The organism is Dactylosporangium maewongense, from assembly GCF_039531485.1.
Taxonomy (GTDB): Bacteria; Actinomycetota; Actinomycetes; order Mycobacteriales; family Micromonosporaceae; genus Dactylosporangium; species Dactylosporangium maewongense.
The window spans coordinates 20,554-43,708 of record NZ_BAAAQD010000045.1 but is presented as its reverse complement, the minus strand read 5'-3'; the positions used below and the strand labels follow the sequence as shown (position 1 = coordinate 43,708).

Annotated in this window: 19 protein-coding genes and 1 riboswitch; of the genes, 12 read left to right on the top strand and 7 right to left on the bottom strand. The window is 71.5% G+C overall.

Translation table 11 applies throughout. From position 1 onward, the window contains the following. Window positions 1-12 precede the first annotated feature (12 nt). Complete coding sequence (locus tag ABD332_RS55020) at window positions 13-897, top strand: hypothetical protein (protein WP_344514282.1); 885 nt, start codon at window positions 13-15, stop codon at window positions 895-897. Here ABD332_RS55020 and nagA read toward each other — a convergent pair. Both nagA and ABD332_RS55010 read right to left on the bottom strand, forming a co-directional pair. Continuing rightward, complete coding sequence (nagA, locus tag ABD332_RS55015) at window positions 855-1,973, bottom strand: N-acetylglucosamine-6-phosphate deacetylase (RefSeq protein WP_344514280.1); 1,119 nt, start codon at window positions 1,971-1,973, stop codon at window positions 855-857. The two genes, ABD332_RS55020 and nagA, sit on opposite strands and share 43 nt — an antisense overlap. Next, entirely contained in the window at window positions 1,970-2,926 is a 957-nt protein-coding gene (locus tag ABD332_RS55010; protein ID WP_344514278.1) for an ROK family protein, read from the bottom strand. The genes nagA and ABD332_RS55010 overlap by 4 nt, the downstream gene beginning before the upstream one ends. Before the next feature lie 185 nt (window positions 2,927-3,111). Here ABD332_RS55010 and ABD332_RS55005 point away from each other — a divergent pair, with 185 nt between their 5' ends. Then, the gene (locus ABD332_RS55005) at window positions 3,112-3,897 is read left to right on the top strand and encodes a DeoR/GlpR family DNA-binding transcription regulator (protein ID WP_344514276.1); all 786 of its coding nucleotides are present in this window, start codon (window positions 3,112-3,114) and stop codon (window positions 3,895-3,897) included. A gap of 25 nt (window positions 3,898-3,922) precedes the next feature. Then, window positions 3,923-4,288, top strand: coding sequence for a DUF3263 domain-containing protein (locus tag ABD332_RS55000; protein ID WP_344514274.1), 366 nt, complete (start codon window positions 3,923-3,925; stop codon window positions 4,286-4,288). A 28-nt stretch (window positions 4,289-4,316) separates the two neighbouring features. Here the strand turns inward: ABD332_RS55000 and ABD332_RS54995 are convergent, their stop codons facing one another. Then, complete coding sequence (locus ABD332_RS54995; protein WP_344514272.1) at window positions 4,317-6,512, bottom strand: AAA family ATPase; 2,196 nt, start codon at window positions 6,510-6,512, stop codon at window positions 4,317-4,319. 84 nt (window positions 6,513-6,596) lie between these two features. On the opposite strand from ABD332_RS54995, the gene ABD332_RS54990 reads away from it, so the two are divergent. The 3 genes from ABD332_RS54990 to ABD332_RS54980 are packed head-to-tail and all read left to right on the top strand — an operon-like array spanning window position 6,597 to window position 10,771. Continuing rightward, a complete protein-coding gene (locus tag ABD332_RS54990) occupies window positions 6,597-9,353 on the top strand; it encodes an alpha/beta fold hydrolase (protein WP_344514270.1) in 2,757 nt (918 codons plus the stop codon). Further along, window positions 9,350-10,258 carry an ABC transporter permease gene (locus tag ABD332_RS54985; protein WP_344514268.1) on the top strand — a complete coding sequence of 303 codons (909 nt, stop codon included), beginning with the start codon at window positions 9,350-9,352 and terminating at the stop codon, window positions 10,256-10,258. Before ABD332_RS54990 ends, ABD332_RS54985 begins: the two co-directional genes overlap by 4 nt. Window positions 10,259-10,294: 36 nt before the next feature. Continuing rightward, window positions 10,295-10,771: a hypothetical protein gene (locus tag ABD332_RS54980; protein WP_344514266.1), complete on the top strand. Its 477-nt coding sequence runs from the start codon at window positions 10,295-10,297 to the stop codon at window positions 10,769-10,771. A 40-nt stretch (window positions 10,772-10,811) separates the two neighbouring features. Here ABD332_RS54980 and ABD332_RS54975 read toward each other — a convergent pair whose 3' ends face one another. Further along, window positions 10,812-11,738, bottom strand: a complete 927-nt coding sequence (locus tag ABD332_RS54975) for a glucosyl-3-phosphoglycerate synthase (protein ID WP_344514264.1) — start codon at window positions 11,736-11,738, stop codon at window positions 10,812-10,814. A gap of 108 nt (window positions 11,739-11,846) precedes the next feature. After that, a riboswitch (SAM riboswitch) is annotated at window positions 11,847-11,985 on the top strand. Between the two features lie 10 nt (window positions 11,986-11,995). Between ABD332_RS54975 and thrC the strand changes: the two genes are divergently transcribed. Both thrC and ABD332_RS54965 read left to right on the top strand, forming a co-directional pair. Further along, window positions 11,996-13,264 (top strand): threonine synthase, encoded by a 1,269-nt coding sequence (gene thrC / locus ABD332_RS54970; RefSeq protein WP_344514262.1) that lies wholly within the window; start codon window positions 11,996-11,998, stop codon window positions 13,262-13,264. Window positions 13,265-13,646: 382 nt separating this feature from the next. Beyond that, window positions 13,647-14,672: a GNAT family N-acetyltransferase gene (locus ABD332_RS54965; protein ID WP_344514260.1), complete on the top strand. Its 1,026-nt coding sequence runs from the start codon at window positions 13,647-13,649 to the stop codon at window positions 14,670-14,672. Here ABD332_RS54965 and ABD332_RS54960 read toward each other — a convergent pair. Then, window positions 14,661-15,167 (bottom strand): helix-turn-helix domain-containing protein, encoded by a 507-nt coding sequence (locus ABD332_RS54960; protein WP_344514258.1) that lies wholly within the window; start codon window positions 15,165-15,167, stop codon window positions 14,661-14,663. The genes ABD332_RS54965 and ABD332_RS54960 overlap by 12 nt on opposite strands. Window positions 15,168-15,218: 51 nt before the next feature. On the opposite strand from ABD332_RS54960, the gene ABD332_RS54955 reads away from it, so the two are divergent. From ABD332_RS54955 to groL, 3 genes are all read left to right on the top strand, one after another. Then, complete coding sequence (locus ABD332_RS54955; protein ID WP_344514256.1) at window positions 15,219-16,475, top strand: MFS transporter; 1,257 nt, start codon at window positions 15,219-15,221, stop codon at window positions 16,473-16,475. Window positions 16,476-16,856: 381 nt separating this feature from the next. Next, entirely contained in the window at window positions 16,857-17,060 is a 204-nt protein-coding gene (locus tag ABD332_RS54950; protein ID WP_203848689.1) for a cold-shock protein, read from the top strand. 385 nt (window positions 17,061-17,445) lie between these two features. Beyond that, a complete protein-coding gene (gene groL / locus ABD332_RS54945) occupies window positions 17,446-19,068 on the top strand; it encodes a chaperonin GroEL (RefSeq protein ID WP_344514252.1) in 1,623 nt (540 codons plus the stop codon). A 1,126-nt stretch (window positions 19,069-20,194) separates the two neighbouring features. Here the strand turns inward: groL and ABD332_RS54940 are convergent. Beyond that, window positions 20,195-21,265 (bottom strand): dipeptidase, encoded by a 1,071-nt coding sequence (locus tag ABD332_RS54940; protein WP_344514250.1) that lies wholly within the window; start codon window positions 21,263-21,265, stop codon window positions 20,195-20,197. Between the two features lie 90 nt (window positions 21,266-21,355). Here ABD332_RS54940 and ABD332_RS54935 point away from each other — a divergent pair, with 90 nt between their 5' ends. Continuing rightward, entirely contained in the window at window positions 21,356-21,586 is a 231-nt protein-coding gene (locus ABD332_RS54935) for a hypothetical protein (RefSeq protein ID WP_344514248.1), read from the top strand. Window positions 21,587-21,719: 133 nt separating this feature from the next. Here the strand turns inward: ABD332_RS54935 and ABD332_RS54930 are convergent, their stop codons facing one another. Continuing rightward, the gene (locus ABD332_RS54930; protein WP_344514246.1) at window positions 21,720-22,604 is read right to left on the bottom strand and encodes a GNAT family N-acetyltransferase; all 885 of its coding nucleotides are present in this window, start codon (window positions 22,602-22,604) and stop codon (window positions 21,720-21,722) included. Window positions 22,605-23,155: the final 551 nt, after the last annotated feature.

Below are 23,155 nucleotides of genomic sequence, written 5' to 3'. Positions count from 1 at the left end.
CCATGTGGCCCTATGGCTATCGAACATGCGCCGCTGTACGTAGCTGCCCGGCGGGTGCTGCTGGATGCACTCGACGCGCTCGCCGGGCACAGGTCCGCGGTTGTGCTGGCTGGAGCGCAGGCCATCTACGCACGCACCGGCGCGGCGGAGATCGACGCCAGTGTCGCCCCGTTCACGTCCGACGCCGACCTGGCGCTCGATCCGCGGCTTCTCGGCCCGGATCCGCGGATCGACGAGGCGATGACGGCGGCCGGCTTCCGCCTCTGCGGGGAGCCCGGCATCTGGGTGACCCAGACCTTGATGGGCGACGCGACCGTGGAGATACCGGTCGATCTGCTTGTGCCCGCGTCGCTTGCCGGTCCGGGACGCCGGTCGGCTCGGCTGCCGGAGCACGGACGCAACGCGGCCCGGCGGACGCCTGGACTGGAGGCTGCGGTGGCCGACCACGGCGTTCTCGAGATCGCCAGTCTGGAGCCTCACGTCGACCAGCGTGTCAGAGCGGTGTCGGTCGCTGGGGTGCCGGCGCTCTTCGTCGCCAAGGCGCAGAAGATTGCCGAGCGGCTGGCGGATGCGCGGTGCGGCCGACCTGAGCGGCTGAAGCCGAAGGACGCCAGTGACGTGATCCGCCTGATGCAGGGCGCACCGCCCGACATGGTCGGCGACCGGCTGGGAGCGATCGCGCACGATCCCGTCGCCGGTGCCAGCGTCCGTGAGGGGGTCGAGCATCTGCGCCGGTTGTTCGGGCGCCGCAGGTCTCCGGGTGTGGATCTGGCGGTGGCGGCGCTGGCCGGGGCAATGCCGGAGCTCTCGGTCCGAGAGCTCGCGGTGTCGTACGTCGGAGTGCTCCTCGAGGCCTACTCGACCCAGGCGCCGGAGCGCATGACGCGGGTGACGTGAAGGGCGTCGTCCAGGAGGACGAGGTCGGCGCGCCGGCCGGGGCGTAGGGTGCCCAGGTCGTCGGCGAGGCCGATGGCGGCGGCGGGGGTGGCCGAGGCCATCCGGGAGGCGTCGACGAGGGACAGGCCGGCGCCCGCGGCGCGGCGGAAGGCGGCGTCCATCGTCAGCGTGCTGCCGGCGATCGAGCCGTCGCGGGTGAGGCGGGCCACGCCGTCGGCGACGGCGACGCTCTGGCCGCCCAGCTCGTACTCGCCGTCGGGCATGCCGGCGGCGGCCATCGCGTCGGTGATGAGGGCGGCGCGGGCGGGGCCGGTGACGGAGGCGGCGAACGCGAGGGTGCCGTCGTGGAGGTGTACGCCGTCCGCCACGAACTCGCACGTGACCGGCGCGGCGCCGAGGAGGGCGAAGACCGGCCCGGGCTGGCGGTGGTGCGGCGGGCGCATGCCGTTGAAGACGTGGGTGCCGACCGTCGCGCCGGCATCGACGCCCGCGAGGGTCTCCTCCCAGGTGGCGTCCGTGTGGCCGAGGGCGGCGACGACGCCGCGGGAGACCAGGAGCTTGATGGCGTCCAGGGCGCCGGGCAGCTCGGGGGCGACGGTGACCATGCGCACGGCGCCCTCGCCCGCGTCGATGAGCGAGTTGAGCTCGTCCAGCGACGGGTGGCGCAGGTGCGCCGGGTTCTGCGCGCCGCACCGCGCCTGCGACAGGTACGGGCCCTCGAAGTGCACGCCGGCCAGGACGCCCTCGCCGACCAGCGGCGCGAACGCCTTCGTGGCGGACAGCATCAGGTCGGGGGGCGAGGTGACGAGGCTCGCCAGCATCGTCGTGGTGCCGTGGCTCAGGTGGTACGCGGCGGCGACGCGGGCCGCTTCGGGGTCGCCGGTGGTGAACGTGGCACCGCCGCCGCCGTGGACGTGGATGTCGACGAACCCGGGCACGACCGTGCCGGCCGTCGCGTCGACCGCGCCGGTGAAGGCCTGCCCGACCTCGGCGATGCGGTCGCCCTCGACCCGGACGAAGCCGTTGTCGATGACGCGGTCGCCCGCGATCACCCGTACGCCGGACACCACCGTCATGCCGTTCCTCCTGTGCTGTCGTTGCGCTGGTCTTGCAGTGCGTCCAGGGCGAGCAGGGCGGCGCCGAGGCAGCCGGCCTCGTCGCCGAGCGCGGCGCGGGTGATCTCCGGCTCGCGGTGGAACGTGACGCGGGCGTGGACCCCCGCCCGCAGCGGGGCGAGCAGTGCCTCGCCCGCCTCGGCGAGGCCGCCGCCGAGGACGATGACCGCCGGGTCGAACAGGGCGATGCCCGTCATCAGGCCGTCCGCCAGGGCGTCGATGGTCTCCTGCCACACCGCGACGGCGGCCGGCTCGCCCTCCGCGGCCAGCCGGGCCACGTCCTCGGCGGTGGCGGGACGGCCAGCGTGCTCGCCGTACCGGCGACCGACGGCCGACGCGGAGGCGATCGACTCCAGGCAGCCGCGCTGCCCGCACCCGCACATCGGCCCACCGGGCCGGACGACGATGTGGCCGATCTCGCCCGCGGCGCCGTGCGCGCCCGTGTAGACCTGCCCGTGCACGACGTTCGCCGCGGCGATGCCGGTGCCGATGGGGATGACCAGCACATACGAGTGGCCGCGCCCGGCGCCCAGCCGCGCCTCGGCGAGCCCGCCGGCGCGCACGTCGTGGCCCAGCGCGGCGGGCAGACCCAGCCGCTCCTCCAGCAGTGCCTTCAGCGGCACGTCGCGGAAGCCGAGGTTGGCGGCCCAGACGGCGATCCCGTTGCGCTCGTCGATCACGCCCGGGACGGCCAGACCGGCGGCCCGCGGGTCGAGGCCCTTCGCGCGCGCGGTGGTGGCGAGGCCCTCGGCGATGTCGAGGATCGTCGCGATGACCGCCTCGGCCCCCCGCTCGCGGCCGGTGGCGTGCCGCTCGGCGTGCAGGACCTGGTGTGTAGCCTCGCCCTCGGCGCCGACCAGCGCACACTTGATCCCGGTGCCCCCGACATCGAGGGCGATCACGGTCTGCGTCATGTGTAGCTCGTCCTCGCGCTGATCGATGTGGCATGAAGCCGGGCGGGTTCGCGCATCATTGCGCACTGTCGGGCAGGCTGGCAACCGTACCCCTGAGGTTAGTTTGAGCAGTTGCCTTTGCGTTTACCCGTAGTTTCGCGCATTATTGTGCACACATCTCGCACCGTACGCGCAGGGAGGGGCTCGTGGACCGCTACGCGCGCTGGAATGCGCTCCTTGAGATCCTCACCGACAGCGGGCGCATCAGCGTGGAGGACGCGGCCGAGCGCCTCGACGTCTCGCAGGCCACGATCCGCCGCGACTTCGACCAGCTGGCGCAGCAGCAGATGATCACCCGCACCCGCGGCGGGGCGGTCGCCAACGGCGTCTCCTACGACCTGCCGCTGCGGTACAAGACGGCGAAGCACGCACCCGAGAAGCAGCGCATCGGCGCGGCCGCGGCCGCCCTGGTCTCGCCCGGCATGGTCGTCGCCCTCAACGGCGGCACGACGACCACCGAGGTCGCCCGCGCGCTCGCGGTGCGCCCCGAGCTCACCGGCGGCGTCGACGACGCCCAGCTCACCGTGGTCACCAACGCCCTCAACATCGCCAACGAGCTGCTCGTGCGCTCCCGCATGAAGATCGTCGTGACCGGCGGCGTGGTCCGCCCGCAGTCCTTCGAGCTCGTCGGCCCGCTCGGCGGCAACATCCTGCGCGACGTCACCCTCGACATCGCCCTGCTCGGCGTCGACGCGCTCGACGTCACCCTCGGCGCCGCCGCCCACCACGAGGGCGAGGCCGCGATGAACAGCCTCATGGTCGCCCGCGCCCGCCGCGTCGTGATCATCGCCGACAGCTCGAAGCTCGGCGGTCACGCGTTCGCCCGGATCTGCCCGATCGACCGCATCGACACCCTGGTCACCGACTTCAACGCCACCCCCGAGACCCTGGCCGCCTTCGCCGCCGCCGGCGTCAAGATCGTGACCGCCTGACCCGTCCCGCCGGTACTGTGGGGCGATGCAGCGCGACGACCTCACCGCCGCCCGGGTCCCAGCGCAGCCCCCGACCCAGGACCCCGACGACTTCGTCGACACCGACGTCGCGGACACCGACGAGGACCCTGACGCGGGCCCCGATCTCGCGACGGCCGAGGAGCCCCCGGAGCTCGACGAGCGCAGCAAGGCCATCCTCGCCTTCGAGCGCCGGTGGTGGCGCCAGGCGGGCGCCAAGGAGCAGGCCGTCCACGACACCTTCAACCTGTCGGCGACCCGCTACTACCAGCTGCTGAACACGCTCCTCGACGACCCGCTGGCCCTGGCCCACGACCCCGTCGTCGTCCAGCGCCTCCGCCGCCTCCGCGCCTCCCGCTCCCGCCGCCGCTGAGCGCCGCGACGGCGAAAACGGCGGGCGCTCAGCGGGCCTGTTGCTGCTCGGCGTAGGCGGCGAGCCAGGCGACCTGGACCGGGTCCAGGGAAGGGCGGACACGGTCGCGGGCGAGGGCCACGTGGGCGGCGGTGACCTCGGTGGCCTCCAGCGACTCGCGCATGGCGGCCAGGGCGGACTCGCGGATGAGGGCGGCGCAGTCGGCGGCCGAGAAGCGGTCCAGCGACGCGGCCAGGGCGGGCAGGTCGACGTCGGCGGCGAGGGGCACGGACTTCGCGGCGGCGCGGAGGATCTCGGTGCGGGCCTCGGCGTCCGGGGGCGGCACGAAGACGAGGCGTTCGAGGCGGCCGGGGCGCAGCAGGGCCGGGTCGACCAGGTCGGGGCGGTTCGTGGCGCCGATGACGACGACGTTGCGCAGGGACTCGACGCCGTCGAGCTCGGTGAGGAGGGCGGCGACGACCCGGTCGGTGGTGCCGCCGTCGGTGGCCTGGCCGCGGGTCGGGGCGAGGGCGTCGACCTCGTCGAGGAAGACGAGGGTGGGGGCCGCCTCGCGGGCGCGGCGGAAGAGCTCCCGGACCGCGCGCTCGCTCTCGCCGACCCACTTCGACAGCAGCTCGGCGCCCTTCACCGACAGGACGTTGGCCTTGCCGGTGCCGGCGATCGCCTTGACCAGGTACGTCTTGCCACAGCCCGGCGGGCCGTAGAGCAGCACGCCGCGGGGCGGCTCGATGCCGAGGCGGGAGAACGCGTCCGGGTAGGACAGCGGCCACAGCACGGACTCGGTCAGGGTCTGCTTGACCTCGACCATGTCGCCGACGTCGTCCAGGGTGACCTTGGCGAGCTCCAGCGACGACTCGGCCATCGACGTGGGGCGCACGACCTCGAGGGCGGCCTCGAAGTCCGCCATCAGCACGCCGGTGCCGTCCCCGTCGCGGCGGTGACGCAGCGCCGCTCGTACACCGGCCTCACGCGACAACGCGGCGAGGTCCGCCGCAACGAAGCCGGGGGTGCGGCCCGCGATGTCGTCGAGCCGGACGTCGTCGTCGAGCGGCATGCCGCGGGTGAGGACGGCGAGCTGCTCGCGGCGCAGGGCCGCGTCGGGGAGCGGGACGGCGATGCCGTGGGCGAGCAGGCCGGGGGAGTGCAGGGACGGGTCGACGGACTCGGGGCGGCTGGTCGTGCAGACGACGGCCTCGCCCTCGCGGACGAGCTCGCCGATCAGCTGGCGGAAGACCGTCGACAGCGGGCCCGGCTGGTCGCGCGGCGCGAGGGCCTCCACGTCGGCGACGAGCAGGATCGCCGGGCGGGCGGCCCGCACCTCGCCGGCGGCCTCCCGCAGCCGAGCGGCGGCGGCATTGTTGGTGAGCGCCGCCAGCTCCGGCGCCCACAGGGGGACGACCCGCGCCCCGACGCTCGCCGCGACGGCGTGCACCAGGGCGGACTTGCCGGAGCCGGCGGGGCCGGTGATCAGCACCCCCAGCGCCACCGTCGTGCCGAGCCTCGCCAGGACCTCGCCGTGGTGGAAGCCGAGGTCCAGCAGCTCGCCCAGCTGCTCGGCCTGCGCCCTGAGCCCGGGCAGGTCGTCGAGCGCGACCGCTTCCGGCGCGGCGGCCGGCGGCGCGACAGGAACGAGGCCGCCGGGCGCGTGGGTGGCGTGGCCGTGGTGCCAGCCGACGGCGGTGTCCATGGTGACCAGCGCGCCCGCGCCGGGGCCGGCGGCGACGACGGTGAGCAGGGCGCTGGTCCAGCCGTAGCCGACGGTGTTCTTCAGGCTGCGCCGCGCCGCCTCGAACACGCCGGGGTCCAGCGAGGTCAGCGACACGTCCTGCGGCAGCAGGGAGACGTTGTCGCCGACGGTGACGACCTTGCCCAGCAGCGCGAGCCGCAGCATCTCCGGCGACACGACCCCGACGATCTCCGGCGGGCCGGACAGGGTCACCGACGCCGCGGCCCGCAGCGGCGCCGCCGCGACCGTCACCTGGCCGCCGTCGCGCAGGCCCAGGTTGCCCAGCAGGAGGTCGTCGGCGTAGAGCAGGGCGCGACTGGCGCTGGCCTCGGCGACCGCGGCGATCCCGGCGGACTCTCGGCGGCCGGTGAGGGCGATCGGGTCGCCGGCGCGCAGGCCCAGCGCGGCCAGGACCTCGGGATGGAGCCGGACCACGCCGCGGCGGGCGTCAAGGGCCGCGGGGCGCAGGCTGGCGGTGAGCGTCAAGGTCGCGGCCACGCACCGAGCGTATAACTCGCCCGCTTGCTGTGAACCTGCTGAGGAATTCGACATCGCGCAACATGCGTTGCGTACGTTTGGCCGATGCGTCTCTTACCGCGTCTCAACCGGCGCAGGGTCATCGCCGGCTCGGTGGCCGCCCTGCTGCTGGTCGGCCTGGTCGGCTGGGCGGTCGTCCCCGCGCCCGCCACGTTCAGCACCCAGGAGCAGCGCATCACCGTGCGCACCGGCCCCGACGACGCGACCGAGGTGACCCTCGACACGACGCTGTACCTGCCGAAGAAGAGCGGCAAGAAGCCCGCCATCCTGCTCGCGCACGGGTTCGGCGGCACCAAGCGGAGCGTGAAGTCCGACGCCGAGGACTTCGCCGACCTCGGCTACGCCGTGCTCACCTGGACCGCCCAGGGCTTCGGCGACTCCACCGGCGAGATCCACCTCGACAGCCCCGACTGGGAGGTCAAGGACGCCCAGCGGCTGCTGGACTGGCTCGCCGCCCGGCCCGACATCCAGACCGACGGTTCCGGAGACCCGCGGGTGGCGGCGGTCGGCGGCTCGTACGGTGGGGCCCTCGCCCTCCTGCTCGCCGCGCACGACAAGCGGGTCGACGCGATCGTGCCCATGATCACCTGGAACGACCTGTCGCGGGCCTTCCTGCCCGAGGCCACCGGCAAGGACCCGTCCGGCGGCGTGTTCAAGAAGCAGTGGGCCGGACTGTTCTTCGGCTCCGGCAACGCGCTGACCGACAGCTCGGCGCTGACGAGCCAGGCCGTCCCGCAGCGGACCCCGACCGGCGACGCCCAGTGCGGACGGTTCGCGAAGGACGTCTGCGAGGCGTACCTCGACATCGCCACCACCGGGGAGGCCGACAAGGACGCGATCGCGCTGCTGCGCCGGTCCAGCCCGGCGTCCGTGCTCGACCAGATCAAGGCGCCCACGCTGCTCGTACAGGGGCAGGTCGACACCCTGTTCCCGCTCAGCGAGAGCGACGCCAACGCCCGCGGCATCGCCGCCACCGGCACCCCGGTGCGGGTCGCGTGGTTCACCGGCGGGCACGACGGCGGCACCGGGCCGCAGTCCGAGGTCGACCGGCTGCGGTACCTGACCGCGCAGTGGCTCGACCACTACATCAAGGGCAACGGCGAGGCACCGCCGACCAGCTTCACCTACTCGCGCGTGTCGGGCCTCAACGCCCGGGGGCGCGGGCTCGTCACGACCGCGTCGTCGACGTCGACCTACCCCGGCACCGGCGGCACCTCCACCGAGAGCGTCGCCCTGATCGGCGTCCCGACGAGCATCGCCAACCCGCCCAACGGCACCCCGTCCGGGATCTCCTCGCTGCCGATCGCCAACATCGCGAGCCTGCTCGGCAGCGGCGTGTCCGCCGAGATCCCCGGCCAGCACGCCGACTACACGTCCGCGCCGCTGCCCGACACCCTCGACGTGGCGGGCGCGCCCACGGTCCGCATCCGGGCGGCGTCGCCGACCGGCGAGGCCGTGCTCTTCGTCAAGCTCTACGACGTGCCCGCCAAGGGCGCCCCGTCGATCCCGGACGGGCTCATCGCGCCGGTGCGCCTCACCGGGCTGCCGAAGGACATCGCGGACGCGCAGCCGATCGCCGTGACGCTGCCCGCGGTCGTGCACCGGTTCGAGGCCGGCAGCCGGGTCCGGGTCACCGTCGCCGCCGCCGACAGCGCGTACTGGTCGCCGCCGGACCCGCTCGTCTACCAGGTCGCCGTCGAAGGCGCGCTGACCCTGCCCGACGTGGCCGGCACGCCGATCGCCAACCCCGACGTCATCTGGCGCTACGTCCTCGCCGCGCTCGTCGCCCTCATCGTGGTCGGCCTCGCCGTCGCGATCCTGGTCGCCCGCGCCCGCGCCCGGCGGATCGAGCGCCGCGTCGACCCCGAGCACGTGGACACGCCGCTCGTCGTGCGGGGGCTGCGCAAGACGTACGGTGACTTCGTCGCCGTCGCGAAGGTCGACTTCACCGTCCAGCGCGGGCAGGTGGTCGGCCTCCTCGGCCCCAACGGCGCCGGCAAGACCACGTCGCTGCGGGTCCTGATGGGGCTGACCCGGCCGAGCCAGGGCGAGATCCTCGTCTTCGGCCATCAGCTCCTGCCGGGCGCGCCGGTGCTGTCCCGGGTCGGCGCCCTGGTGGAGGGGCCCGGCTTCCTGCCGCACCTCACCGGTCTGCAGAATCTCCACCTGTACTGGGCGGCGACCGGCCGGCCGCTCGACGACGCCCACTTCGACGAGGCGTTCGACATCGCGGGTCTCGGCACCGCCGTCAACCGGCGGGTCAAGACCTACAGCCACGGGATGCGCCAGCGCCTCGCCATCGCGCAGGCCATGCTCGGCCTCCCCGAGCTGCTCGTCCTCGACGAACCCACCGACGGGCTCGACCCGCCGCAGATCGCCGAGATGCGCAAGGTCCTGCGCCGGTACGCGACCGGCGGCCGCGCCGTCCTGGTCTCCAGCCACCTCCTCGCCGAGGTCGAGCAGACCTGCACCGACGTCGTCGTCATGCACCGGGGCGAGGTCGTGGCCACCGGCAAGGTCGACGACATCGTCGGCGACTCGCCGACCGCCCAGATCGACGTGTCCGACGTGGACGCCGCCACGAAGGTCCTCGACGAGCTCGACGGCGTCCGCACGGTCATCCCGGCCGGCAGCAACGGCGGCCTGGTCGTCGACATCGACGGCGTGCCGCGCTCGGAGGTCGTCGCCGCGCTGGTCCGGGCTGGCGTCGGCGTCGACCGGGTGACGCCGCGGCGGCGGCTCGAAGACGCGTTCCTGTCGCTCGTCGGCGGCGACACCAAGGCCAGTGGAGAGCGGTCATGAGTACTTCTGCTGTTTCTTCCTCTTCCTCTTCTTCCTCCGAGCGCGGCGTCGTCGGTGGCGCACCCGGCTACCGTCCCGGCGCGACCCTCTCCCTCTGGACGGAGATCCGCCGCCAGGCGGCCCGCCGCCGCACGCAGATGGCGCTCGGCTTCATGGTCCTGCTGCCGCTGATCATCCTGATCGCCTTCCAGCTCGACAGCGGCGGCGACGACGAGGGCGGCAACAACGGCGAGTTCTCCCGCCTCGCCGACCTCGCGACCGGCGGCGGGGCCAACTTCACCCTCTTCACCCTGCTCGTCTCGTCCGGCTTCCTGCTGGTCGTCGTCGTGGCCCTCTTCTGCGGCGACACGGTGGCGAGCGAGGCGTCGTGGGGGAGCCTGCGGTACCTGCTGGCGATGCCCGTCCCGCGGGCCCGGCTGCTCGGCGTCAAGGTGACCGCGGCGCTGCTCTACTGCCTCCTCGCGGTCCTGGTCCTGGTCGGCACCGCGATGCTGGCCGGCACCCTGCGCTACGGCTGGGCCCCGCTCAACGCCCCCATCGGCGGGGAGATCGCCGCCGGCACGAGCGTGGTCCGCCTCCTGGAGATCGTCGGCTACCTGTGCGTGTCGCTCCTGGTCGTGGCCTCGCTCGCGTTCCTGCTCTCCGTCTCCACCGACGCCCCGCTCGGCGCCGTCGGCGGCGCGGTGCTGCTGCAGATCCTGTCCAGCATCCTGGACCAGATCACCGCCCTCGGAAACCTCCGCAACTTCCTGCCCACCCACTACAACGACGCCTGGCTCGGCCTGCTCTCCACCCCGCTGCAGACCGACGACATCGTGAAGGGCTGCATCGCCTCCCTCGCCTACGCCACCGTCTTCTTCTCCCTCGCGTGGTGGCGCTTTCTGCGAAAAGACGTGGTGAGCTGAATGCGTCTCGCGTACTGACCGGTAGGGTGCCGGTCCATGCGAACCTCGGCGCTCCGCGGTGCCTGGCTCCTCGTCCTCGGCCTCGCGGCGCTCTCCGGCACCCTCTACTACGACCAGGCCAACCTGGCGGCCTGGACCTCATACGTCGCCTCCTCCAACGCGATGAGCGGCCCCGCCGAGGCCTTCACCGCTCAGATCTTCACCCTCATCGGCGCCCTGGCCTCGGCGTCGGCCGCGTCGCTGGTCGCCGTCTGCGCCCTGCTCTTCGCCACCGGCCGCACCTTCGGCCACTGGGCCCTGCGCCTGACCGTGGTGCTGACCCTGGTCCTGCTGTCGCTGGTCGCGGTGGTCGTCGTGGTCGCCACCCTGACGGGCGACCCGCCGGCCGCCGTCATCGACACCCCGGTCTGGCTCCTGGCCGCCGAGTGGCTCGCCGTCCTGACCGCCCTGGCCGGCGCCGCCATCACCACCTCGACGCTCTGGGGCTTCACCCCCGCCACCGACCCCCTCTGACCACGGGGCCTGCGCACGGCGTACCAGCGACGGGAAACGGCTAGGCGAGCGGCCTCTGGTAGCCCGGGATCGTGGTCATCGGGGGGCGGTCCGGGTGGGCGACCGGATGGTCGGCGGGGGTGACCGTGCCGGTGCGCCTGACGAACTGGGTGAGGGTCGGCCAGACCGGGGCGCCGGGGGTGACCCGGGCGTGGATGGTGTGCAGGATCGTGGCGGCCATGCGGCCCAGGGCCGCGGTGTCCTGGTGACCGTGGGTGCGCTGGCCGAGGTCGACCTGCGCGACCGCGTCCAGGCCGGCGGTGCGGTAGGTGTCGATGAGCAGGCCGGTCTCGACGCCGTAGCCCGCGGCGAAGGGCAGGGACTCCAGCAGGGAGCGGCGGGCCGCGTACTCGCCGGCGAGGGGTTGCACGACGCCGGCCAGGGCGGGGAAGTAGGCGTTGAGCAGCGGGCGGGCGGCGAGTTCCGTGACGCGCCCGCCGCCGCCGGCCGAGACGTCCAGGAGGGGGCGGTCGTAGAAGGCCTTCACCATCTGGGTGGCCGGGTCGTCCAGCAGCGGGCCGAGGAGGCCGGTGACGAAGTGCGGCCGGAAGTCGGTGAGGTCGGCGTCGACGTACACCAGGATGTCGCCGGTCGCGACGGCCAGGGCCTTCCAGAGCACCTCACCCTTCCCGGGGCGGGAGCCGGTCCCGGGGAGGATGTCGTCGCGGTGGTGGACGGTGGCGCCGGCCTGGCGGGCGACCTCGGCGGTCCGGTCGACGGAGCCCGAGTCGACCACGATGACCTCGTCGACCAGGGGCATGAGGGTGCGCGCACCGGTGACGATCTCGGCGACGGTCGGCTCCTCGTCCAGCGCCGGCAGCACGACGCTGATCCGGGTGTCGCCCTTGCGGTCGTAGAGGTCGGCGAGGGGCCAGTCGCGCCATGCCGAGGTGCGCTTGGCGAACCAGTCCGCCGCGTCGGGATGCATGAGTGAAACCGTAGTCAGGTCCATCTCGTGAGATGACTCATACAGCGGCACCCGTGTCGGCCCTTACACTCGAATACGAACCACGCGAACAGCACGTCACAACTGAATACCTCATCCAGAGGGGCAGAGGGATACGGCCCGATGAAGCCCCGGCAACCCCTGCGACACGTCTCGACGCTGAGTCCGGTCGCGGTAGGTGCCAAATCCGTCCCGGTGCGCAAGGCCATGCACCTGGGAAAGATGAGAGGAAGGCCTCCATGACCTCGACGCTCGGCGTCTTCACCGACTCTCCCGCCCGCCACCTGGTCTGCCGTGGCTGCGGCGCCCAGTTCCCGCTCGCCGCGCAGCACGCCTGTTACGAGTGTTTCGGCCCGCTCGAGGTGGGCTACGACGCCGAGGCGCTCGGCCGGGTCACCCGCGAGCAGATCGAAGCCGGCCCCCAGAACATCTGGCGCTATGCGCCGCTGCTGCCGGTCGGCACCGACCCCGCCAGCCGCGTGACCCTCGACCCGGGGCTGACCCCGCTGGTCAAGGCGGATCTGCTGGCCAAGGAGCTCGGCATCACCGGCGCGCTGTGGGTGAAGGACGACTCGGCCAACCCGACCCACTCGTTCAAGGACCGGGTCGTCTCGGTGGCGCTGACGGCGGCGAAGGCGCTGGGGTTCACCCGCTACTCGTGCGCCTCCACCGGCAACCTGGCCAACTCGGTCGCCGCGCACGCGGCGCGGGCCGGGGTGCCGTCGACGGTGTTCATCCCGTCGGACCTGGAGCCCGGCAAGGTCGTCATGAGCGCTGTGTACGGCGGTGACGTCGTGGCGATCGAGGGGTCCTACGACGACGTCAACCGGCTGTGCTCGGAGCTGACCGAGACCGATGAGTTCGAGGACACGGCGTTCGTCAACGTCAACGTGCGGCCGTTCTACGCCGAGGGGTCCAAGACGCTCGGGTATGAGGTCGCGGAGCAGCTCGGCTGGCGGATCCCGGCGCAGGTCGTGATCCCGATGGCCAGCGGCGAGCTGCTGACGAAGATCGACAAGGCGTTCAGCGAGCTGGTGGAGATCGGGCTCGTGCCCGACACGGAGTGGACGGTGTTCGGCGCGCAGTCCGCGGGCTGCAACCCGATCGCGGTGGCGCTGCACAAGGGCACCGACGAGATCGTCCCGGTGAAGCCGACGGGCATCGCCAAGTCGCTCAACATCGGCGACCCGGCGGCCGGCGTCTACGCGCTGGAGTCGGTGCGGCGCACCGGCGGCTGGATGGAGTACGTCGACGACGACGAGATCCGCGCCGGCATCGAGCTGCTCGCCCGCACGACCGGCGTGTTCGCCGAGACCGCCGGCGGGGTCACCACCGCGGTGCTGAAGAAGCTGGTCGAGACCGGCAGGCTCGACCCGTCGAAGGAGACGGTCGTCTTCAACACCGGCGACGGGCTGAAGACCCTCGATGCGGTCGCCGGCACGGTCGGCCCGACGCACCGGGTCAAGCCCTCGCTGAAGTCCGTCCGCGAGGCCGGGCTGGTGAGCTGAGGTCCGGGCCATTTCGGCTGAGGGCTGATTTTTTCGCGCAACCCGCCGACGCCGTGACGGACGGTGTCGGCTCGGGTGCGGCTGAGAGAGCGCTTTCACTCCTTGGACGAGGGGCGACTCAGCCGATCGACGGAGCCGGTCGCGACGCAGTGTGACCGCGCTCAAGCCGTGCGTCTCGAAGCCACCCGGCGAGGGACTTGACGACCTCAGGACCGCGCGCCAGGATGCTCGGTGCGGGAGGACGTGTCGCCGCGAGGCCCGGACCCTGGTCCAGGCCCGCGACCACAACACCGGAGGTGTTGGCGAGCGTCCTCTCGACCATTTCCACCGGTCCCCGTATATCTGTTGTCCGTCGATGCGTCTCTGCGCCACGCTGGCGGGCATGAGTCAGGACCTCAGCATCGTCGAGCTGGACGCCGATGACCCGGCGGCGGTCGACGCGGCCTTCACCATCGGTAACGAGGCGATCCTCGCCGACCTGCCGGACTTCCCACCGAGCTGCCGGGCCGAGCACGAGGTCCGGGTCCGCCTGCCGATGCCGGGCACGGACCGGCACACGTTCCTGGCGTATCGCGACGGTCTCGCGGTCGGGCTCGTACAGGCGGATCTCCCGATATTCGACAATCTGAACAAATCGTTCCTCGACGTGCTGGTCCTGAAGGAGCACCGGCGGCGGGGCGTCGGGCGGGCGCTGTTCCGGCACGCGGTCGGCTTCGGCCTGGCCCGTGGTCGCACCTCGGTGATGGGCTTCAGCGTGATCACCGACGCCGGTGGCGCGCCGACCGGCTCCTCGGCGCCGTTCGCCGCGGCGCTCGGCCTGGACAACAAGCTCCTGGACGTGCGCCGCCGGCTCGACCTGTCGACCGCCGACGATGCCGAGCTGGCGAGGATGCTCGCCACGAGCCGGCCGAAGGCGGCCGGCTACAGCACCGTCCAGTGGGGCAACACGCCGCCCGAGGAGCTGCTCGAGGACATGGCGCTGCTGGACAGCTCCTTCCTCGACGAGGCGCCGAAGGGTGACCTCGACCTGGAGGCGGAGAAGGTCGACGCCGATCGTCTGCGGCGGGTGTACGAGACGCGCGCCCGCTACGGTGCGCGCCCGTACGAGACCGGCGTCATCCACGACGCGACCGGCCGGCTCGTCGCGTTGAGCGCGCTACGGATGAGCAAGACCGTCGACTGGCACGCGTGGCAGCAGATCACCCTGGTGCACCCGGCGCACCGGGGGCACCGGCTCGGCCTGATCTCCAAGCTGGTCAACCTGCAGACCATGCGCGCACAGGAGCCGGCGGTCCGGATCGTCGACACGTTCAACGCCGAGGTCAACTCGCACATGATCGCGATCAACGAGGCGATGGGTTTCCGCGCGCTCGACCGGTGGGCCAACTGGCAGGCGTCAGTCGCGTGAGCGGTCCTCGTACATGGCGAGGAAGATCGAATAAGGTCGGCCGTGGGTGCGCTCGCGGCCGGCGTATTCGTCGAGCAGCGTCTCGAAGCGGTCCTGCAGCTCCTGCCACTCCGCCGGGGTGAGCCGCAGCCCGAGCCGGGCGAAGTTGACCGTGTCGGCCTGACCGTCCAGCATCGCCAGCTCGTCGTTGAACGCGTCGAGCATCGCCCGGTTGGTGCCCGCGCCCTGGTCGCCGAGGCTGAGCTGCCACGACTTGGTCGTCGACAGGTAGGGCACCTCGCGCGTGCCGCGCGGCCCGCGGCGCTCCTCCTGAGGCACCAGGAACCCCGTCGCGACCAGCGTCCGGACGTGGTGCAGCACGGTCGCCGGGTTGGCGTCGAGCCGCTCGGCGATCTCCTTGTTGGTGAGCGCACGGTCCAGGCAGAGCCGGATGATGCGCAGGCGGACGCCGGAGGCGAGTGCCTTGGCCTCCGCGTCGGTCGCTGGTCGCCGCATCGTCCGAGTCTAACGATTGACTTTTCCCAATCGGTCATCGACAGTGGGTCCGTGAGACTCGGCCTGCTCCGCGATCGCGACTTCCGGCTGCTCTTCACCGCCGACACCATCAGTCAGGTCGGCACCCAGGTGACCCTGCTCGCGCTGCCGCTCGTCGCCGTGCTCACGCTCGACGCGACCGCGCTGGAGGTCGGGGTCCTGGCCGCCTGCGAGACCGCCGCGTTCCTGCTGGTCGGACTGCCCGCCGGGGCCCTCGTGGACCGGCTCCGGCGGCGCGAGACGATGATCGTCGCCGACCTCCTGCGGGCGGTCCTGCTCGCCTCCGTGCCGCTGGCGTGGTGGAGCGACACGTTGCGGATGCCGCAGCTGTACGTGGTGGGCCTGCTCTGCGGGGTGTGCACGGTCTTCTTCGACGTGGGGTACCAGAGCTACCTGCCGTTCCTGGTCGGCAAGGACCGCCTGGTCGAGGGCAACGCGATCCTGGAGATGGTGCGCTCCACCTCCCAGATCGGCGGCCCGAGCGTCGCCGGCGGCCTGGTCAAGGTGCTCGGCGGCCCGCTCGCCCTCGCCACCGACGCGGCCAGCTACGTGCTGTCGGCGCTGTTCCTGTGGCGGATCCGCAAGATCGAGGAGCGCCCGGCCCGCAAGCCCGACGCGCACCTCGGCCGGGAGATCCTGGAGGGCCTCCGGTTCGTCGTGGGCAACCGGCTGCTGCGGGCGATCTCCATGTGCACGGGCACCGGCAACTTCTTCGGCTCCATGTACGGCGCGATGCTGATCGTCTACTTCGCCCGGGACCTCGCCCTGTCGCCGGCGGTCATCGGCCTGTGGTTCAGCGTCACCGGGCTCGGCGCGCTGGCCGGCGCGTTCCTGGTCGGGCCGTTCGTGCGCTGGTTCGGGCAGGGGCCGGCGATGTGGATCTCGATGCTCGCCGCGTCCCTCGGCGAGCTGCTGGTGCCGTTCGCGCGCGACGACTGGCGGCTGTGGCTCGCGGCGGCGGGCAGCATCGTCTTCGGCATCGGCGTCGTGGTCTACAACGTGACTCAGGTCAGCTTCCGGCAGACGATCACGCCCGACGACCTGCTCGGCCGGATGAACGCCACGATGCGGTTCATCGTCTGGGGCACGATGCCGATCGGCGGGCTCGTCGGCGGCGTGCTCGGCACCGCCATCGGCGTGCACGCGACCATCTGGGTGGCATGCGCCGGAATGCTGGTATCGGTGGTGCCGCTCGTTCTGTCACCCTTGCGGAAGCTCCGCGAGTTGACGTCCGCACCTTCCGCGGGCACGGAAGCAGTGCGGAAGTAGGCCGATCTTGCGGTTGTGGGCGGTTGCGTGGTTCCAGTCACGGCTTCCTGGCACAACCGCAAGATCGGCGCTTCCATCCACATTCGTCTGACATTTTGCTTATTCTTTACCGGTACGATTCGACGCCTGACGATGCGCTGGCATTTGTCGGACCGCTCAAGAAAGGTCCCATCGGAAACCTTTTGCGTGCGCATGAACCGTGACCTTGCTGTCCGATTTGGGGCTGTCGGGTCTCGGGTTATCTCGTGTACCGTCCGTTTCGGTCGTCGATCCTCGCGCCGGTGCCACGCTCATGGCCCGGCGTGCCGGCCGAGGACCTCAAGGCTGGTCCCCACAGCCAGCCGGAGTACGAAGAGGGACCGAAAGCAGAGGAAGTGCACCGTGGCACAGGGCACCGTCAAGTGGTTCAACAGCGAAAAGGGCTATGGCTTCATCGCGGTCGACGGGGGGCAGGACGTCTTCGTCCACTTCTCCGCGATCGAGATGGATGGCTACAAATCGCTGGAAGACGGACAGCGCGTCGAGTTCGAGATCGCGCAGGGCCAGAAGGGCCCGCAGGCCGAGAAGGTTCGTCACCTCGCCTGACAGATCGTTCGTCCACCCCCGCCGGGGCACCGTCCTCATTGATGAGGAACGGTGCCCTGCGTCTTTTCCGCCATTGTTCGTGCCATTCATGCCTGATTTGTAGGTGTTTGCACGCTTCGACCACCCTGGCCGTCACCTCGGGTTTGCTTGCACTCGACGGGCCAGAGTGCTAAACAGGAGTTGGCACTCGCAACAGGTGAGTGCCAACGGTCGGGGCGGTGCAGCGCCTGGGCGCGGGAGCGTCGAGGGGCTGGTCGTCGCGGGCTCATCCGGCCCGACCATTGAGGATCCCGCTGGGTCCTTGAAGGTGCGAAAGCAGGCGGTGAGCCGCCGGCCCCACGTGGGTCGCGAGGCGTAGCCGGAGTGTCCAGGAGGACAACGCCGAATGGCCAAGATTATCGCGTTCGACGAGGAAGCGCGCCGCGGCCTCGAGCGGGGCATGAACACCCTCGCCGACGCCGTCAAGGTGACGCTGGGCCCCAAGGGCCGCAACGTCGTCCTCGAGAAGAAGTGGGGCGCGCCCACCATCACCAACGATGGTGTGAGCATCGCCAAGGAGATCGAGCTCGAGGACCCCTACGAGAAGATCGGCGCCGAGCTGGTCAAGGAGGTCGCGAAGAAGACGGACGACGTCGCCGGTGACGGCACGACGACCGCGACCGTCCTCGCCCAGGCGCTGGTCCGTGAAGGTCTGCGCAACGTCGCCGCGGGTGCCAACCCGATGGCGCTGAAGCGCGGCATCGAGGCCGCCGTCGCGTCCGTCGCGTCGGAGCTGGCCAACCTTGCCAAGGACGTCGAGACCAAGGAGCAGATCGCCTCCACGGCCTCGATCTCCGCCGGTGACTCCACCGTCGGCGAGATCATCGCCGAGGCGATGGACAAGGTCGGCAAGGAAGGCGTCATCACCGTCGAGGAGAGCAACACCTTCGGGCTCGAGCTGGAGCTCACCGAGGGCATGCGCTTCGACAAGGGCTACATCTCGCCGTACTTCGTCACCGACACCGAGCGGATGGAGACGGTCCTCGACGACCCGTACATCCTCATCGTCGAGTCGAAGATCTCCGCGGTGAAGGACCTCCTCCCCGTGCTGGAGAAGGTCATGCAGTCCGGCAAGCCCCTCGCGATCATCTCCGAGGACGTCGAGGGCGAGGCCCTCGCGACCCTGATCGTGAACAAGATCCGTGGCACGTTCAAGTCCGTCGCCGTCAAGGCCCCGGGCTTCGGCGACCGCCGCAAGGCCATGCTGACCGACATCGCGATCCTGACCGGCGGTCAGGTCATCTCCGAGACCGTCGGTCTCAAGCTGGAGAACGCGTCGCTCGACCTGCTCGGCAAGGCCCGCAAGGTCGTCATCACCAAGGACGAGACCACCATCGTCGAGGGCTCCGGCGACGCCGAGGGCATCAACGGCCGGGTGGCGCAGATCCGTGCCGAGATCGAGAAGTCGGACTCGGACTACGACCGCGAGAAGCTGCAGGAGCGCCTGGCGAAGCTCGCCGGCGGTGTCGCGGTCATCAAGGTCGGCGCGGCCACCGAGGTCGAGCTCAAGGAGCGCAAGCACCGCATCGAGGACGCCGTGCGCAACGCGAAGGCGGCCGTCGAGGAGGGCATCGTCCCCGGCGGTGGCGTCGCGCTCGTCCAGGCCGGCAAGTCGGCCTTCGACAAGCTGGACCTGGTCGGCGACGAGGCCACCGGCGCCAACATCGTCAAGGTCGCCCTTGACGCGCCGCTGCGCCAGATCGCCGTGAACGCCGGCCTTGAGGGCGGCGTCGTGGTCGAGAAGGTCCGCAACCTGGACGCCGGCTGGGGCCTCAACGCCGCCACCGGCGACTACGTGAACCTCCTGGCCGAGGGCATCATCGACCCGGCCAAGGTCACCCGCTCCGCCCTGCAGAACGCCGCCTCGATCGCGGCGCTCTTCCTCACCACCGAGGCAGTGGTCGCGGACAAGCCGGAGAAGACCCCGGCCCCCGCGGGCGCCCCCGGCGGCGGCGACATGGACTTCTGAGTCCAGCACTTCCAAGAAGGGCAGGCCCGTTCCGGGCCTGCCCTTCTTGCTGTCCACACACTTCCGACCCGCCACTGACGGTTTTGCCGCGGGCCGCAGCCCCGCCGCTGACGGTTTTGCCGCTGGCTCCTGCCCCGGCGCTGACGGTTTGCCGCTGGCTCCTGCCCCGGCGCTGACGGTCGGCCGCTGGCCCCGCCCGTCGCTGACGGTTTGTTGCGCGGCGGGCCGTCTCCGCCGCTCGGCGTCTGACCGGGGCCCTCTCTGACCGGGCGATTCCGCCTGTGGTCGGCCGCCCTCCGGCGTCTGGTCGGCCCAACCGTGGTTCTTCTGCCTGTGGTTGGCCGCCTTCCTCCGGCGGTTGGTCGGCCCGGTCGCGATTCCGCTCGGTGTTTGTCGCCCCGGCGCTGGTCGGCCCCACGGCGATTCGTCCGTGGCTGGCTGCCCGGGCTGCGATCTTGTCTGTGGTTTGCCTGCCGTGATCAGCACGGCGTCGTGGCGTCTCCGTCCTCCAGCCATGATCCAAGGACCGATCTGGCCGCCAGCACGACCGGATCCGTAACTATTCAGGTACTCCGAACGGATGAGGTCCCCCAGGTCGGAGCGTTGCGCCGGGAGCAATGCATCCGTCCACAGTGGATGACGAAACGTGACTTATCCGGGCATAACTATCGGCTCGCGGTCGGTCCGCTGATCGGCCGCACTCGCGGAGTCGCAGGTCAGCGCGATTCGGGGGGCACCTGAATAGTTACCCGGATCCGTCCTTCGATCATGGCGGGGGTGTAGCGGCTGGCGGCCGGGCGTGGTGGGTCAGCCGCAGGTGTCGCGCAGGACGCGCAGCGTGTTCTCTCAGCCCAGGTGGTGCAGGTCGGTGGGCCGCGATTCCGCCTGTGGCTTGTCGCGCCGGCGTTTGGTCGGTCCGGCGGCGATGCTTCGGCGCCGCGCTGGTCGGCCCCGCGGTGATTCGCCCGCGGTTGGTTACCCGGGCTGCGTTCTTGTCTGTGGTTTGCCTGCCGTGATCAGCACGGCGTCGTGGCGTCTCCGTCCTCCAGCCATGATCCAAGGACCGATCTGGCCGCCAGCACGACCGGATCCGTCCTTCGATCATGGCGGGGGCGTGGGGGTCGGGTCAGCCGCAGGTGTCGCGCAGGACGCGCAGTGTGTTCTCCCAGCCCAGGCGGCGCAGGTCGGCGTCGGACCAGCCGCGGGTCCGTAGCTCCTCGAACAGGGACTGGTACGTCGACACGTCGTGGAGGCCGGTGGGCAGGACTTCCGTACCGTCGAAGTCGCCGCCTATGCCGACCGCGGTGATGCCGGCGACGTCGCGGACGTGCTCCACGTGGTCGGCGACGTCGCGGACGGTGGACGGGGGGCAGGGGTTGGCGGCGATCCAGTCGCGCTGCAGGCGTTCGAACTCCTGGGAGCCGTACTCGGCGGGGATGGCGTCCTCCACGCGGACGAGCTCGTCGCCCCACTGGCGGCAGGTCTCGTTGAGGAAGAACGGCACGAACGTCACCATCACCACGCCGCCGGTGTCGCGGACCCGGGTGAGGACGTCGTCGGGGACGTTGCGCGGGTGGTCGCACAGGGCGCGGGCGGAGGAGTGCGAGAAGAACGCGGGCGCCGTGGAGACGTCGAGCGCCGCGTGCATCGTCTCGGGGGCCACGTGCGACAGGTCGGCCATCATGCCGAGCCGGTTCAGCTCGCGGACCACCTCCACGCCGAACGCCGACAGGCCGCCGACCGCGGGCTCGTCCGTCGCGCTGTCGGCCCAGGCGGTGTTCTTGCCGTGGGTGAGCGTGAGGTAGCGGACGCCCAGGCGGTACAGACTGCGCAAAACGCCGAGAGAGTCATCGATGCAATGCCCGCCCTCGGCGCCGAGCAGCGACGCGATCCGTCCGGTTTCGCTGATCCGCTCGACCTCGTCGGCGGTCGTCGCCAGCGCCAGTTCGCCGGGGTGCGCGTCGACCAGCCGGTGCACCAGGTCGATCTGCTCGAGCACCTTCACGGTGGCCTCGGACTGAGGGATGCCGCACGGGACGTACACCGACCAGAACTGCGCCTTGACGCCGCCCTGCCGGAGGCGGGGGAGATCCGTGTGCAGCCCTGCGGCGTGACCCGCGATGTCGGCCGGGCCGCGCATCCGCAGCCGCCACGGCAGGTCGTTGTGGCCGTCGATGACTGGTATCGCACCGCTCATCCCCACGACTCTAGATGCGAAATGTCGAATTTGCCCGCATCACGTGAACGGTCCTCATATGGTGGGAGCGGCCTACACGAGGGGGAAGCCATGGGTAAGTCACAGAAGAACAGCAACTTCGACAGCCGCGGCATGCACCGCAGCGAAGACGACCTCGGCTACATGGACCCGGACCGTTCCGACGACATGATGATCACCCCGGACGCGGACATCACGGGACAGCAGGCGACCGCGAACATGGCCACCATGCAGGCAAAGAAGCTCCAGCAGGAGCAGCAGACCACCGCGCAGGACAAGCGGGCCAACCAGCCCGACCGCTGACCCAGTCCCTGGGGCTTCGAGTCGGGTGTTGAGACGGCACCGGCCGCCCGTGGCATGACGGGGGATCACTGGGCGCTGGTGCGACGTGTGCGGGGCAGGATCGTGGCGAACCCACGGCCTGCCCTTCATGCGCTTATTGCGTTTGCGGCAGGTGTACGTCTTTCGTGTAGATCCAGAAGACGCGTTCGAGCCGGGCGCCGACCGTCTTCGAGTAGAACGCGACAGGCCCGGCCCACCCGATCTGCGCCGTCAGGTGCCCGTCGTCGAACTGGTCCGCGAGGCACCGCCGCAGCAGCACCCGTCCCACCCCGAGCCCCTCCGCCGCGGGCGCGGTGCCCATCGGCCCGAACCAGCTGGGGCGGTTCGCACCGTACGCCGCGAACCCCAGGATCTCGCCGTCCCTCACCGCGACCCAGCACCCCATCGACTGCGCCGCTTCCCAGGCCCAGCCGTCGCCCCAGATGCCCCGCACCCACTCCGGCGTGTCGCTGCCCGCCCGCAGGACCTTGACCCCGGCCTTCTCCAGCCGCTCCTCGTCCGCCTGCTGCGTCGCGCTCACCTGGCTCAGGTCGGCCGTCATGTTCCAGGCGGTGTCGGTCCGCTGGTACCCGGCCCGCTCCGCCAGGCACACCGCCGGCGTGTACCGCACGTCGATCCCCGGCCACGCGTAGCACGGCGGGTTGCCCCCGATCCGGATCCTCCGCGCCCCGACCTCCGCCAACCGCCGCTCCGCCGCCGCCAGCAACCCGCTGCCGATCCCCTCCCGCCGCCGCCCGGGCTCCACCGCAAGCAGCTCGATGTGCCCGAGCGCTGGGTCCCTGTCGCTGATCGACCCGAACACCACGCCGACCGCGTCCCCCGCGTCGTCCAGCTCCACCAGCCGCACGGCGACCCGCCCCTCAGGCGGCGCCGCCAGCCGGTTTACCAGCTCCTCCGCCTCCCGGGCATCCTCCGGCAGGTCCAGCGCCCCCGCACACAACCGAGCCACCTCAGGCCCACCCACCCACTCACCGATCATTTGGTAAACATACCTAACTGTTCGACCGCCCCGACCCTGTCACCTTGATCAAAGCGCGCCATCCGCAGCTTCGCCAGCCACCCGCCGCCCGTGTCGGGGCCTCCGCCGATGCGAACCGATACCGCGGAGGCTGGACAGGCGCGGAGAAAGCGGCAGGTTGAGGGCTGGCCAGCACGACGACGAGGCTGGCGCCGGCGGTGTCAGCGGAGCCGCAGTGGGAGACCGTGGAGCGGTGCGCGGCGTTGGGTGACGGCGGGCTGTGTATCGGCGAGGCCGGCGCCGCGGTGTTGGAGGGTCCGAAGGTCAAGGGATCGGTTTGGGTGGCAGCGGCGGCGGTGGCCGGTGTGCCGACGTCCGCAGTGTTGGAAGAGGGCGCAAGTTAAGGGGTTCGGCGGGTGACGTCGATGAGGTGGGCATCGGCGGTGTCGGAGGGGCTGAAGGGAGAGGCCGGGAGAGGCCGAGGAGCGGCAGGCAGTGGCGGGTTGAGGGATTGGTTGGGTGGCGGCGGTCCGTGTATCGGCGAGGCCGGCGCTGCGGTGTCGGAGGGCCGC

Coding starts and splice junctions, on each gene's coding strand:
- ABD332_RS54990 (WP_344514270.1), top strand. CDS start 6,597: ATGCGTCTCTTACCGCGTCTCAACCGGCGCAGGGTCATCGCCGGCTCG.
- ABD332_RS54935 (WP_344514248.1), top strand. CDS start 21,356: ATGGGTAAGTCACAGAAGAACAGCAACTTCGACAGCCGCGGCATGCAC.
- ABD332_RS54985 (WP_344514268.1), top strand. CDS start 9,350: ATGAGTACTTCTGCTGTTTCTTCCTCTTCCTCTTCTTCCTCCGAGCGC.
- ABD332_RS54930 (WP_344514246.1), bottom strand. CDS start 22,604: ATGATCGGTGAGTGGGTGGGTGGGCCTGAGGTGGCTCGGTTGTGTGCG.
- nagA (WP_344514280.1), bottom strand. CDS start 1,973: ATGACGGTGGTGTCCGGCGTACGGGTGATCGCGGGCGACCGCGTCATC.
- ABD332_RS55000 (WP_344514274.1), top strand. CDS start 3,923: ATGCAGCGCGACGACCTCACCGCCGCCCGGGTCCCAGCGCAGCCCCCG.
- thrC (WP_344514262.1), top strand. CDS start 11,996: ATGACCTCGACGCTCGGCGTCTTCACCGACTCTCCCGCCCGCCACCTG.
- ABD332_RS54975 (WP_344514264.1), bottom strand. CDS start 11,738: ATGCATCCCGACGCGGCGGACTGGTTCGCCAAGCGCACCTCGGCATGG.
- ABD332_RS55010 (WP_344514278.1), bottom strand. CDS start 2,926: ATGACGCAGACCGTGATCGCCCTCGATGTCGGGGGCACCGGGATCAAG.
- ABD332_RS54960 (WP_344514258.1), bottom strand. CDS start 15,167: ATGCGGCGACCAGCGACCGACGCGGAGGCCAAGGCACTCGCCTCCGGC.
- ABD332_RS55020 (WP_344514282.1), top strand. CDS start 13: ATGGCTATCGAACATGCGCCGCTGTACGTAGCTGCCCGGCGGGTGCTG.
- ABD332_RS54965 (WP_344514260.1), top strand. CDS start 13,647: ATGAGTCAGGACCTCAGCATCGTCGAGCTGGACGCCGATGACCCGGCG.
- groL (WP_344514252.1), top strand. CDS start 17,446: ATGGCCAAGATTATCGCGTTCGACGAGGAAGCGCGCCGCGGCCTCGAG.
- ABD332_RS54940 (WP_344514250.1), bottom strand. CDS start 21,265: ATGAGCGGTGCGATACCAGTCATCGACGGCCACAACGACCTGCCGTGG.
- ABD332_RS54980 (WP_344514266.1), top strand. CDS start 10,295: ATGCGAACCTCGGCGCTCCGCGGTGCCTGGCTCCTCGTCCTCGGCCTC.